Source organism: Pseudooceanicola sp. NS-SX9, assembly GCF_057380705.1.
Map to the genome: position 1 here is coordinate 31,796 of NZ_JBXXRN010000002.1, position 13,027 is coordinate 44,822.

At 69.3% G+C, this 13,027-nt stretch carries 11 protein-coding genes; 3 read left to right on the top strand and 8 right to left on the bottom strand.

The window, feature by feature from the left end; all coding sequences use genetic code 11:
- Positions 1-12: 12 nt before the first annotated feature.
- Positions 13-1,317: a cytochrome c gene (locus AC2ITM_RS17080; protein WP_486469647.1), complete on the bottom strand. Its 1,305-nt coding sequence runs from the start codon at positions 1,315-1,317 to the stop codon at positions 13-15.
- A gap of 258 nt (positions 1,318-1,575) precedes the next feature.
- Between AC2ITM_RS17080 and AC2ITM_RS17085 the strand changes: the two genes are divergently transcribed.
- Positions 1,576-2,562 carry a helix-turn-helix domain-containing protein gene (locus AC2ITM_RS17085; protein ID WP_486469648.1) on the top strand — a complete coding sequence of 329 codons (987 nt, stop codon included), beginning with the start codon at positions 1,576-1,578 and terminating at the stop codon, positions 2,560-2,562.
- On the opposite strand, the gene AC2ITM_RS17090 is transcribed toward AC2ITM_RS17085, so the two are convergent.
- The 4 genes from AC2ITM_RS17090 to AC2ITM_RS17105 are packed head-to-tail and all read right to left on the bottom strand — an operon-like array spanning position 2,559 to position 6,932.
- Positions 2,559-3,782, bottom strand: coding sequence for an amidohydrolase family protein (locus AC2ITM_RS17090; RefSeq protein ID WP_486469649.1), 1,224 nt, complete (start codon positions 3,780-3,782; stop codon positions 2,559-2,561). The genes AC2ITM_RS17085 and AC2ITM_RS17090 overlap by 4 nt on opposite strands.
- 10 nt (positions 3,783-3,792) lie before the next feature.
- Complete coding sequence (locus AC2ITM_RS17095; RefSeq protein ID WP_486469650.1) at positions 3,793-5,271, bottom strand: FGGY-family carbohydrate kinase; 1,479 nt, start codon at positions 5,269-5,271, stop codon at positions 3,793-3,795.
- Between the two features lie 3 nt (positions 5,272-5,274).
- Positions 5,275-6,075 carry a BtpA/SgcQ family protein gene (locus AC2ITM_RS17100; RefSeq protein WP_486469651.1) on the bottom strand — a complete coding sequence of 267 codons (801 nt, stop codon included), beginning with the start codon at positions 6,073-6,075 and terminating at the stop codon, positions 5,275-5,277.
- 35 nt (positions 6,076-6,110) lie between these two features.
- Complete coding sequence (locus tag AC2ITM_RS17105; protein ID WP_486469652.1) at positions 6,111-6,932, bottom strand: DeoR/GlpR family DNA-binding transcription regulator; 822 nt, start codon at positions 6,930-6,932, stop codon at positions 6,111-6,113.
- Between the two features lie 112 nt (positions 6,933-7,044).
- Here AC2ITM_RS17105 and AC2ITM_RS17110 point away from each other — a divergent pair, with 112 nt between their 5' ends.
- Entirely contained in the window at positions 7,045-7,845 is an 801-nt protein-coding gene (locus AC2ITM_RS17110; protein WP_486469653.1) for an SDR family NAD(P)-dependent oxidoreductase, read from the top strand.
- Here AC2ITM_RS17110 and AC2ITM_RS17115 read toward each other — a convergent pair.
- Genes AC2ITM_RS17115 through AC2ITM_RS17125 form a run of 3 tightly spaced genes read right to left on the bottom strand, consistent with a single transcriptional unit; the run spans position 7,833 to position 11,421 of the window.
- Positions 7,833-9,002, bottom strand: a complete 1,170-nt coding sequence (locus tag AC2ITM_RS17115) for an amidohydrolase (RefSeq protein WP_486469654.1) — start codon at positions 9,000-9,002, stop codon at positions 7,833-7,835. The genes AC2ITM_RS17110 and AC2ITM_RS17115 overlap by 13 nt on opposite strands.
- On the bottom strand, positions 8,996-9,949 hold the full coding sequence (locus AC2ITM_RS17120; protein ID WP_486469763.1) for a questin oxidase family protein: 954 nt from the start codon (positions 9,947-9,949) through the stop codon (positions 8,996-8,998). The genes AC2ITM_RS17115 and AC2ITM_RS17120 overlap by 7 nt, the downstream gene beginning before the upstream one ends.
- Positions 9,950-9,996: 47 nt before the next feature.
- Positions 9,997-11,421, bottom strand: coding sequence for an FAD/NAD(P)-binding protein (locus tag AC2ITM_RS17125; RefSeq protein WP_486469655.1), 1,425 nt, complete (start codon positions 11,419-11,421; stop codon positions 9,997-9,999).
- Between the two features lie 259 nt (positions 11,422-11,680).
- On the opposite strand from AC2ITM_RS17125, the gene AC2ITM_RS17130 reads away from it, so the two are divergent.
- Complete coding sequence (locus AC2ITM_RS17130; protein ID WP_486469656.1) at positions 11,681-12,961, top strand: ABC transporter substrate-binding protein; 1,281 nt, start codon at positions 11,681-11,683, stop codon at positions 12,959-12,961.
- Positions 12,962-13,027 lie beyond the last annotated feature (66 nt).

Here is a 13,027-nt window from a genome sequence, read left to right on the forward strand (position 1 = left end):
CTGCTGGTCCTCTCAGTGGGTGCCGACATGGGCGCGGATCGTGGCGACCTGGGCGGGCAGGTCGGCCCAGGGGGCCAGATCGGTGCGGCTGGCGCGCAGGTAGGCTGCAATGGCGGCGATCTGGTCGTCGTCCAGCGCATCGCGATAGGCGGGCATGACGACGCCCGAGGTGCCGGCATCCGCCGAGACGCCATCGAGGATCACGTGGATCAGGTTCGAGGGGTCATCCATCCGCACGGCCGAGTTCACGCCCAGCTCCGGCCGGCTGGCCGAAACCGTGTCCGCGAACGAGTTGTAGTGGCAGGCGGCGCAGGTACTGGCATAAAGACGCTCGCCCAGGGCGGCGCGGTACTGCGGATCGGGCTGGCCGGCGGCAACGCTGGCCTGCAGCGCATGGTTGTCGGCGGGGTTGCTGCCCGGGGTGCCCACGATGTCGCCCAGATAGGTGCCGATGGCCGCCAGATCGCTGTCGGGCAGCGCGCGCAGACCGGCATGGACGACCGGACCCATCGGGCCGGTGGCAACGCCGTGATAGGTGCCTGCCCCGGTTTGCAGGTACTGCGTGAACTCGGCCGCGGTCCAGGGCAGCCCCGAGGGGTTCGCCGCCGTCAGCGCGGGCGCGGTCCAGCTGTCGATGCTGGCGCCGGCATATTGCTGGCTGCGTTCCTCGGCGCCCAGCGGATTGCGGGGCGTGTGGCAGGCGCCGCAGTGGGCGACGCCCTCGGCCAGGTAGGCGCCACGGTTCCAGGCCTCGGATTTCGCGGGATCGGGTTCGAAGCGGCCATGGTCGACGAACAGCAGACCCCAGCCCGCCTGCAGCAAGCGGATGTTCAGCGGGAAGGGAATGGTGGGCGCCTGCGTCACCTCTTCGACCGGTTTCACCTGGGTCATCAGATAGGCATAGATCGCGTCCACATCCGCATCGGTCATCTTGGTGAAGTGATCGAAGGGGAAGGCCGGGAACAGCCGGTGGCCCTGGCGGTCGACACCATCATGCATGGCGCGGCGGAAGGCCTCGGGCGACCACAGGCCGATGCCGGTCTGCGCATCGGGCGTGATGTTCGAGGCATAGATCGTGCCGAAGCCCGTGACGATGGGGAAGTTGCCGGCATAGGCCGCGCCGCCCTTGGCGGTGTGGCAGGTGGCGCAATACCCGGCCGAGGCCAGCACCCGGCCCTTCTCGATCGTGGCGGCATCGAAGGTCGGGCGGGCGTCGGCGGTCATCTCGGGCAGGGGACTGCGCCAGGCGTAGACCCCGAACGCACCCGCCGCCACCAGGATCGTCGCGCCAAGGGCGACAAGCGTGGATTTAAGCATGTGGCATCAATCTCTCTGAACCTTGCCGGGCTCCGGCAATCCTGCGTCGTGTTGACGCGCGACACCCCAGCCTACAACGTGCGGATGCGTCCCGCGACATGGGAGACCGCAAAAAGTGCCTCAGATATGCGACAGTTTTCGACTTCGACCTTCGCCGCCCTGCCGCTGTGCCGCATTCCGCTGTAGAAAGACGGTGCGGGATCGGGCAGGAAGGCGCCCCGGTTCCGTCCGCCCAGGCCCCGTGAAGGAGGGGGACCCATGTCGCAACTGATCCTGAGCTCTCCGTCGCAGCACGCGGTGATGATCGAGGCCGCCGCCGCCTCGTCCCAGCCCGGCCCCTCGCCGGTGACGGCGTCCTGGCGGCGTTCGCTGCTGCATCATGGGCTGGATCCGCGCAGCATGACCCGCCCCGACCGGCTGGAGGCCCGCCAGATCCGCGCCCGGCAGGAGGCATCCGAAGGGCTGATGCGGGCCTCGGGGGCGGTGATGGACCGGCTGGCGGGGGGCTTGCTGGACATGGGCTGCGCGCTGCTGCTGGCCGATGACCGTGGGATGATCCTGGACAGCCGGACCCGCCCCGGCGACCAGGAGGATTTCGGCCTGGCGGGGCTGGCGCCCGGCGCCGACTGGTCCGAGCCCGCCGAGGGCACCAATGCCATCGGCACCTGTCTGGCGGACGGGCGGGCGACGCTGATCTGGCGCAACCAGCATTTCTTTGCCCGCAACCTGCCGCTGGTCTGCATCAGCGCCCCGATCGAGGGCGCGGGCGGCACGCTGGCGGGGGTGCTGAACTATTCCTCCTCGGCCGAGGGGCTGGGGCGGGTGCAGACGCGGCTGCTGGCACTGGCGATCCAGGATGCGGCGCTGCAGGCGGGAACGCAGCTGTTCCACGACAGTTTCGCGGGGGCACGGATCGTGACGCTGGGCCAGCAGCCCGGCCAGGGGCCCAGCCTGCTGGCGGTCGACCGCGACGAGCTGGTGATCGGCGCCAACCGTGCCGCCCGCCGCGCCCTGTCGCTGCCCGCGGGCGATCTGGCCCTGGGCCGGCCGCTGTCGGACCTGCTGGGGGAACCCGCCGATCCCGGCACCGGGATGCAGCGCGCCCTCAGGGCCGAGCTGACGCGCGCCCTGCAGCGCAATGGCGGCAAGGTGGCCCGCGCCGCGCGCGATTTGGGGATCAGCCGCGCCACCATGTACCGCAAGATGAAATCCGTGGGGCTTGATCGCCCCGACGACACCGCCTAGCCGCGCCGCAACGGCGGCTTCGGCGCCCAAAGGCGCAGCACGCCGCCGCGCACCACCGCCCGGACCGGCGCATTGGCCCGCACCGCGCCTGCGGGGCTGGGGGCCCCCAGCAGCACGAAATCCGCCACGGCCCCCGGGCACAGATCCGGCACCTTGGCCCCCAGGATGCGGGCTGGCGCGGTGGTGATCATGTCGAAGGCGGCCGTCATCTCGGCCTCGGAGGCAAGCTGGTCGAGGCTGGCGTAAAGGTTCGCCATCCGCAAAAGCGATGCGTCACCCTGCGGGGTGAAGGGGTTCTGCACGTTGTTGGTGGCCAGCGCCACGGTGGTGCCGAAGCCCGCGATCCGATGCGCGGGCGCCAGCCCCCGGGGCCGCAGCGGATCGCGCCTGTCGCCGTTCAGGAAGCTGTCGGTCGCGGGCAGCACCACCAGCGCGATTCTGGCCCCGGCCATCTGGCGGGCCAGCGTTTCGCGCCGCGCAGGCGCAAAGGCCGCGAATTTCGTCGCATGGCCCACCGTCACCCGCCCCTGCCAGCCGCGCGCCTGCGTCTGGGCGATGACCTCGGGCAGGATCGAGCCCTCGGGGTCCAGATCGAAATCGGCGTGGAAATCCACGTCCACGTCATGTTTCGCGGCCAGATCGAAGATCAGCGACACATGCGCCACCGGATCAGCATCCATGTAGGGACATCCCCCCACCAGATCGCCGCCCTCGGCCAGCGCCCGGTCGATCAGGGCGTAGGTCTCCATCTCCTGGGTCAGGCCCTCCTGGGCGAAGATGCACAGCTGCAGGTCGATCAGGTCGGCCCAGTCGGCCTTCAGCCGCTTCAGCGCCGCAAGGCTGCGCAGGCCCGCGCGGGGATCAACCTCGACGAAAGAGCGCATCCGCTGGGTACCGGCGCGCACCGCCATCTCGATCACGCGCGCGGCGCGGGCGTACACATCCGCTTCGGTGAAGTTGCGCTTGGCGGCGGCGGTCAGGCGGACGGCCTCGGGCAGGGTGCCCTCGCAGATCGGGCATTGCTCCAGCAGCAGCGCCTTGTCGAGATGCACATGCGCATCGGTGAACCCCTGCGACAGCAGCGCGCCTTCGGCGTCAAGGCGCGGCGGCCCATCCGCCAGCCCCTGCCCCATGGCGGCGATCCGGCCGTCCTCGATCCGCATCGACAGGACCTCTCCGTCCGACAGGCGCACGTTGTCGAGGATGAAGGGAGCGTGCATCGGGGCCTCCTCAGCCGTGAAAGCCCTTGAGCCGGGCGTAAAGATCGTGAAAGCGCGCATAGGCGCGGTCATAGGCGGCGGCATGGGCGGGATCGGGGGGGATCCGCACGCCCGGGGCCACAAAGCCCGTCACCGCGTCCCAATCCGCCTGCCCCACCGCCACCGCCGCCGTCAGCGCCACACCAAGCGCCGAGCCGGGATGCCCCTGCACCCGCTGCACCGGCGCCTGCAGCACATCCGCGACGATCTGCATCCACACATCCGACACCGCACCGCCGTCCGAGACGACAAAGCGCGTCGCCGGGTGGCCCATGTCGCGCAGCACCTCGACATGGTGGCGCAGGGCGAAGGCGTAGCTTTCCAGCACCGCGCGCCACAGGTGCCCAAGGTCATGCGACAGGGTCAGCCCCTCGATCACGCCGCGGGCGGCGGGGTCATGGATCGGGGTCTTCTCGCCCAGGAAATAGGGCAGCACCAGCAGATCATCGGCGCCCGCGGGCCGGTCCGCCGCCTGGGCATCCAGCCAGCCATGCAGGTTGTCCCCCGGGGCCTCGATCCCTTTGCAGAAGGTAGCGACGAACCAGTTCAGCACCGATCCGCCGGTCGACATGCAGCCATTGGGCATCATCAGCCCCGGCACCAGGTGATCGTCCAGATAGAGCCGCGCATCGGGGGCCACGCGCTCCGTCGCGGTCAGGATATCGACGGCGCCGCCGAATTTCAGCAGCACATCCCCCGCCGAGCGGATCCCCGCCCCATAGGCCGAGGCGATCATGTCGGCCGCACCACCGATCACCGGCGTCCCCTCGGGCAGGCCGGTCTGACGGGCGGCTTCGGCGGTGACATGGCCGATCACCTCGGTCGAGCGGGCCCGGGGCGGCAGGGCGGCAAAGGGCACGCCGGTCATCGCGGCCAGTTCGGGATCAACCGTGCCGGAGGCGACATCGACCACGCCGGCCTCCAGCGCCCAGTTCTGTTCGATCCGCTTGGCGCCGGTCAGCCGCCAGTTGACGTAATCGTAGCTGCCAAAGACGGTGGCGATGCGGGCGTGGTTTGCGGGCTCGTGCCTTGCCAGCCAGCGCAGTTTCGCCCCCACCAGCTGCTGGTTCACCCCATTGCCCGCGCGGCGCAGGAAGGCGGCCTCGTCGATCTGCTTGCGCATCAGGGCCACCTCGGCGCCGCAGCGGCCATCGCTTTGCTGGATCGAACGGCGGATCAGCCGGTCGCCTGCATCCAGCAGCACCACCGCCGGCAGCATCCCCGTGACGCCCACCGCCGCGATCCGGCCGCCGCCCGCCTGCGCCAGCAGATCGGGCACCAGCGCGCAGACATTGGCCCACCATTGCTCGGGGTCCTCCTCGGCCCAGCCGGGGTGGTCGGAATGCAGCGTGACGGGGCGCGCGGCCAGCGCCTTGACGGTGCCCGGCAGCTCCACCAGCATCCCGATGGTCGAGGTCGTGCCGATATCAAGGCCCAGGAACATCGCCATGGCTCAGCGCAGGGTCGCGACCTTGTCCATGAAGCGCTTTACCCTGTCGCCATCGACCTTGTTCCAGGTGTTGCCATCGACCTTGAAATGGGTGCCGATCACGCAGCCTGAGGCGACGGCCAGCACATCACCCACATTGTCGATATTGACGCCGGTATTGGCAAAGACCGGCACGTCGGTCACCGCTTCGCAGACCCGGCGCAGGTCCGAGGCATCCGCCGGCTGCCCGGTGATCGGCCCCGACACCAGGATCGCATCCGCGACCGAGGAAAACACCGCCGATTTCGCCCGCAGCTCGATCGGGCGCTGGTCGAGGGAATGGGCGAATTCCGCATTGATGTTGAACAGCATCTTCATGTCGGGCCGCCTGAGCGTGCTGCGCAGGCGGGCGGCCGCCGCGCAATCGGGCTGCCAGACGCCCATGTCGGAGGCGAAGACGCCGGTGAAGATCTCTCGCACGAAGGACGCGCCCGTCACCGCCCCGATCGCCACCGTCGCCTGCGGATCCCACAGGTAGTTGACCCCGAAGGGCACCTTCAGCAGCGGCTTGATCGCCTGCACCACCACGGTCATCGCGGCGATGCTTTCGGGCGATCCCTTGAACACATAGGGGCGGTCGTTCTCATTGCCGAACATGATCGCATCGACGCCGCCCGCCTGCAGCTGTTCGACATCCGCCGCCACGTCCTCGATCAGCCCATCCATGCCCCGGTCCGCATCATACAGCGGCGATCCCGGCAGCGCGCCGATATGCGCCATGGAAATCACCGCCTTCGAGGTCTCGCCGAAAAAGTCAAAGATCATCTGGGGCTCCTGGAATGGGCGTCGGGGAAAATCCGTCAGGGGGCGATGCGGATCTCGACCCCGGCGCGCTCCAGCGCCTGGGCCAGGTCGGCGGGCGGCGCCGCATCGGTGATCAGCAGGTGAATGTCGGCCAGATCGCAGACCTTGGTCAGCGACATGCGGCGGAACTTGGAACTGTCGCACAGCACTACCCGCAGACCCGAGCGCGCGACATAGACGCGCTTCAGCTCGCTGTCCTCCATCGAGTAGTCGAACAGCCCCTCGGCCGTCAGCCCCGAGATCCCCAGAAGCGCCACGTCGAAATGCAGCTTCTGGAAATACTCGACCGCCTGCGGGCCGGTGATCGACATCTCGTCGGGGCGCACGCGGCCGCCGGGCACATAGACCTCGGCCATGGTGGGCGAAAGGGCCTCGGCCACGCGCAGCGAATTGGTGAAGACGCGGGTCAGGCTGGTGACCTCCATCATCCGAGCGACTGCATGGGTGGTGGTGCCCACATCCATCGCCACGGTGCGATAGCCCGCCACCAGCCGCGCGGCCTCGCGCGCGATGGCGGTCTTGGCGGTGCTCATATGGGCGGCCCGGGCGCCAAAGCGCGGCTCCACGTCGTCGATCACCGACAGGGGGCCCTGGCTCAGCAGCACGGCACCGCCATGGACGCGCTCCAGCAGGCCCTCGCGCTCCAGCTCGCTCAGGTCGCGGCGCACGGTCATGTCCGAGACGCTGAAATCGCGGGCGATTTCCGTCACCGTCACCGACCCGCCGGCGCGCAGACGTTCCAGGATCGCCGCCAGCCGGGCCTGGGCCGGGATCTTCAGCCGTTCCGGGGACTTATGTTCGCTTTCCGACCTGCTCATGTTCGCAATGTTCCTTTCCTACCCGCATAGCCGCGTTATCAGCATAATTCAAACAATTTCATTGTGATTGATGTTGGTTTTTGTTTGTTTGTGTTCAAAATAGGAGAGTGTCATGTCCCCCCACAGCCTGCCCGCCTCGATTTTCCCCGATTTGTCAGGTCGGCGCGCCCTTGTCACCGGGGCGGCCAGCGGAATCGGGCGGGCGATCGCCACGGCGCTGGCGGCGCAGGGGGTGCGGGTGGCGCTGGCGGACCTGAACCCGGAGGCCGCGCAGGCGGTGGCGGACAGCCTGCCGGGGAATGCTTTCGCCCTGCCCGTCGACGTGCGCCAGCGCGCTTCGGTCGAGGCGGCGGTTAAAGCGGCGGTCGACACCATGGGGGGCCTCGAGATCCTGATCGCCAATGCGGGCGTGTCGTCGATGGCCCGCGCGCTGGAGATCACCGATGACGAATGGGACTTCAACATGGACGTCAACACCCGCGGCGTCTTCCTGTCGAACCAGATCGCCGGGCGGATCTTTGCGGCGCAGGGGCACGGGACCATCGTCAACACCGCCTCGCTGGCGGCCAAGGTGGGGGCGCCGCTCTTGGCGCATTACTCGGCCTCGAAATTCGCGGTGGTGGGCTGGACGCAGGCGCTGGCGCGGGAAATGGCGCCGCTGGGCATCAGGGTGAACGCGGTCTGCCCGGGCTTCGTGCGCACCTCGATGCAGGAACGCGAGATCGGCTGGGAGGCCCGCTTGCGCGGCATGCCCCCCGAGGCGGTCGAGGCCGATTACATCGCCCAGACGCCCCTTGGCCGGATCGAGACCCCCGAGGACGTGGCGGGTGTGGTGGTCTTCCTGTGCTCGGACAGCGCGCGGTTCATGACTGGCCAGGCGATCAACGTCACCGGCGGCGTCTACATGACCTGAGCCCCCGCCACCACGCAGCCCCCCTTGATGACCAGCCGGTCGCGGGGGCGGGCGGCGACGGCCTCGGCCCGCGATCCGGCGGGGACCAGCAGCAGATCGGCCAGCGCGCCCGGGGTCAGATCGGCGCGCGGCCGCCCCAGCACGGCTCCGGGCACGGTGCTGACCAGATCCAGCGCCAGTTCCAGATCCGCATCGGCGCGGAAATCCTGCCGGTCGCAGAGGATCGCCGCGCGCTCCAGCAGATCGCCCGACCCGAAGGGCGACCAGGCGTCGCGGATGTTGTCATTGGCGGCAAAGACGGTGACACCGGCGGCGCGCAGCGCCTTCACCGGCGGCATCGGCACCGGCCCCGGCGCCGAGGTCATGATGCTGACGCCCGCCTCGGCCAGCATGGCTGCGATCCGCGCGAAGGCATCGGGGCCAAGCGCGCCCAGACAGAAGGCGTGGCTGACATTGACCCGGCCCCCAAGCCCGGCGCGGCGGGTGCGCTCTGCGATCTGCGACAGCTCGTGCGCGCCCAGCTCTCCGCCGTCGTGCAGATGGATGTCGAGGCCCAGCCCGTGCCGTTCCGCAATGCCGAAGATGGTGTCCAGATGCCCGGTGACATCCCCGTCGATCCCCGCCGGATCAAGGCCGCCGATCAGGTCCACCCCCGCCTTCGCCGCCTCCTCCAGCAGCGCCGCCGTGCCCGGTTCGCGCAGGATGCCCGATTGCGGGAAGGCGACGGTCTGGATCTGCATCACGCCGGCCAGTTCCACCTTCAGGGCCAGGATCTGGTGCAGGCCGTCCAGCCCGACCTCGGGGTCGATATCGACATGGCTGCGCAGCGCCACGGTGCCGAAGGCCGAAAGCTGCGCGATCAGGGCGCGGGCGCGGTCCGCCACCGGCAGGGCAACGCTGCGGCGCAGGTGACGTTCGGCGGCGATGCGTTCGGCGATGGTGGTGCCGGGGATATGGGGGATGAAGGGCAGCCCGACCAGCGTCTTGTCCAGATGCACATGGCCATCGACCAGCGCCGGCAGGGCCAGCCGGCCGCGGCCGTCCAGCACGGCCTCGCCCTCGGCCGGGATCAGCCCGGGGCCGGTTTCCGCGATCAGCCCGTCGCGCAGCCGCAGATCGCCCCGTTGCCCGTTCAGCTGCACGTCGCGGATCAGCATGGCAGCAGCCCCACCCGCCGCGCCGCCACCACGCGGTAGAGCGGATCGCCCCAGACCGCCTGTTCCTGCGCCGCCGAGAAGGTCAGGCTGATGTCATGCTCGTCCTCCGAGGCGCAGGCGGCGGCAAAGATCGCGGGCCAGCCGGGGGCGGGCAGCGCGCGCAGGGCGTCCAGCGCGTCGGCCTCGGGCAATGCGGGAAAGCCGATCTTGGGCACCAGCGCCGCGATCACCGCCCAGAACTGCGGATAGGCGGCATCGGGATCGTCCAGATGGGGCCTGAGCAGCCGCAGCCAGTGCAGCCCCGTCACCGCATGAAGCGCCGAGAAATCCATGGTCTGCGCATAAAGCGCAAGCGCCGTCGCGGCCATCCGGCGCGGCAGGTCGGGCCCCGGGCGCAGCCGCCCGGCCAGCGCCGCAAAGCCCGGCAGCGCGGAGACGGCCTCGATGTTCTTCCACAGCAGGTCGATCTCGACCCTGTAGTCGCGCACCCCCGGCAGATCGGCGATGCCCGCAAGGATCTGCGCCGGATCGTCGGTGGGGGCACCCCCCGGTTGCAGCGGCACCGGCAGCCAGGTGCAGGCCCAGTAGCCAAGCGCATCGCCCACCGCCTCGGCCTCGTCCTCGATCAGCGCATAGGCCAGCCGCATCAGCGGATGCAGCGCCGAGCCCGCCATGCCGGGGATCAGCTGCGGCAGGTAGCGGCGCAGGGCGGCGGGGATGCCAAGGCGGGCGACCTCGGCGCGGAAGAAGGCGCGGGCATCGGCCTCGCGCGGGCGCTGGCCCAGCACGGCGGTCCAGTCCTGCGGCGACAGGCCGTGGCGGGGCCTGGGCGGCGCGGGCAGGGCATGGGCCGCGTGATAGCCGCGATACCAGGCCATGCGGCGGGCCTCGGGGGCGCCCATCCGCTGCAGCGCCACCAGCACCATCGGCGCGTGATTGGCCAGCATCTGCGGAAACTCCACGGAATCGGCACGCGAAAGGGTCAGGGCGGCGGTCACGGGGCGGTCCTTTCCTGCGGCGGTCGGGGATCGAAATGCGGGGCGTCATAGGCCCGGAACGCCTGCAGGAAATCACCCGAGCGCGCCGCGAACAAGCCCCCCACCAGCGCCCGCACCAGCCGCGGCACGCCATAGCGGAAGCCGGTGATGCCATTGCTGATCGGCCCCAGGCTGGGCAGGGCCGCCGCATTGTACAGATGCACCCGCCCGACCCAAGCTTGCGCCGGCGTCTGCGGCAGCAGTTCGAACCCGGGGCCAAGGTAGGGATGGGCGGCGATAAAGGCATCGGCCTCGGGGTGGCGCTGGCCCCAGGTGACGAACCGGCCGTCGAGGGCGCGCAGCTCGGGGCGCAGAGCGGGATTGTGGCGATAGCCGGTGCCCAGCAGCAGGTGATCGGCATGGAAGCGGCCATGGGCGCAGTCGATGCGGATCATGCCCTCCTCCAGCGTCAGGCGGCAGGGGCCGCTGCCGGGCAGGTGGCGAAAGGCGGGATGCGCCATGGCGCGGTCATACTGGTCCTGGGTGGGCGGGATCCGGCAGCGGAAATACTGCTGCATGAAGGCCAGACGGGTGGCGGCGGGCAGATCGGGGAAGGCGGTCAGGAAGCCCGGAAAGGCCATCCAGGCCAGGGCCTCGGTCTGCGGCAGGGTGGCGTCGCGGGCGAAATGCAGCACCTCGGCCGCGCCCTGTTCCAGCGCCGTCACCGACCAGTCGAAGGCCGATGTCTGCCCGCCCAGCACCGCCACCCGCAGCCCCCTCAGGCGGCCGTCATCGGCGCGGTCGGCGGAATGGGTATAGCGGTCGGGCGGCAGGGCGCGGGCGACCTCGGGCGGTATATGGGGACCGCCGCCGCCATCGAGCCCCGTCGCCAGCACCAGCCGTTCCGTGGTGACGTGGCGCGGGCCATGGGGCGTCGACAGCGTCAGCCGCAGGCCCTCGGGCGCGGCCTCGATCCCGGTCAGGCAGGTGTCGTTTGCGACGGCCGTCTGCGTAACCCTGCGGAACCAGCGCAGATAGCCCATCCAGTCCTCTTTCGAGGGGCGCTCCAGCGTGGCCCAGGCGGCGGCGCCATGGCGGGCCTCGTACCAGGCGCGCAGCGTCAGCCCCGGCACCCCCAGATCCAGCGCCGACAGATGCTTGGGCGAGCGCAGCGTCTTCATCCGCGCCGAGGTGATCCAGGGCCCCTCCTGCCCGGCCGGGCGCGCGTCGATCAGCAGCACATCCCCCACCCCCTGCCGCCGCAGCGCAAACGCCAGCCCCAGACCCGACATGCCAGCGCCGCAGATCACCACCGGATGATGCCCCGCCCGCCCCGAGACCCATGGCGCGGCCAAGGCCTGGATCTGCTCCAGCTCCTGCGGCAGGCGCGCCTCCAACGCGGCCAGCGCCGTGCAGACTGCCTCTTTCGCTTGCTCTGGCATGGTGCAAAAGTCCTGCAATGACGGCCCCGCCCGGAGGACACCCGGCGGCGATGACGGCGGCGTGATGGAAATTTATGCGCTCGCCGCTTGTTTCGGCGCGGCACCGGGAATGTTCAGTTATGTTTTGTGTCGAAAATTTTTGGCCTTTGTCAAGTTCGCATATGTGTGCTTTTGTTCGTATTGTGGCCTATCGCCCCCAAACCAAACAAGAAGCAACGCCGCCCCGACCCGTGGGCGCCACAGCAACAGGGAAGATCCGATGAAACGCATGTCCTCTCTCCGGTGCCTCGCGCTGGCCTCGGCCTCGGTGGTGGCGCTGAGTTCCCCGGCCTGGGCGGAACAGTCGCTGAAAGGGGTGACGCTGACGCTGGCGGCGCAGAACGACCAGTTCGCCGCCGTGCTGGCCGAAATGGCGCCTGAATTCGAGGCCGCCACCGGCGCCAAGCTGAAGGTCGATATCCTCGACTATGGGTCACTGCTGACCAAGACCACGGCGGATTTCGTCGGCCACACCGGCAGCTACGACCTGATCACCATGGATATCGTCTGGGCCGGGCAATATGCCCAGAACGGCTATACCGTCGATCTGACCAAATGGATCGACCGCGACAAGGCCCAGATCGACACAGACGACATCTACCCCGTGCTGATGAGCGCGCTTGGCCAGTATGACGGCAAGCAGGTGGCCTTTCCCTTCGCGGGCTATGCCAACGTGCTGGCCTATCGCAAGGACCTGCTGGAAAAGGCGGGGCTGAGCGTGCCGAAGACGCCTGAAGAGTTCACCGCCGCCGCGATCAAGATGACCGACCCGGCCGCCGGGGTCTACGGCTTTGTCGCCAACGGCCAGAAGGGGGCTGCGGGGGCGCAGGACTGGATGCAGTACAATGCCCAGATGGGGGGATCGATCATGGGGGCGGACGGCAAGCCCCAGCTGAATTCCGAGGCCAACATCCACAGCCTGCAGGTCTACAAGGAGCTGTTCGACAAGGCGGCCCCTCCGGGGGCGGCGAATTACGACTGGGGCGGGCGCGAGGAAAGCTTTCGCCAGGGGATCTCGGCGATGATGCAGACCTGGTCGGTGGGGGCGCCCGCCTATTACGACCCGGCCCAGTCCAAGATCGTCGACACGGTGGGCATCGCGCTGGCCCCGTCCGAGAATACCGACAAGCCCTTCTACGGGGTTGGCGGCTGGGGCATCGCGATCAATGCCGACATCACGGACAAGCAGAAGGAAGCCGCGTGGGATTACATCAAGTGGATGACCTCAAAGCCCGTCCACAAGGAGATGCTCCTGAAGGGCTCGGGGTCCTTCCTGCGGAAATCCGAGATGGCCGACCCCGATCTGCAGGCCAGGTTCCCCTTCCTGCCGATCATCCAGAAGACCTTTGAGAACGGCGACGGCAGCTACCGCCCGCGCATCCCCGAATACCCCGAGATCCAGGACCTGCTGGGCACCGCCGTCAACGCCGTTCTGGTGGGCGACGAGGATCCGAAAGAGGCCCTCGATACGGCGCAGAAAGAGGCGCTCGGGGCGTTCTGAGGCTGGCCCGACGGGGGCCTTCGGGCCCCCGCCCTGCATCGCCCCCCCTTCCCTGACACACTCCCC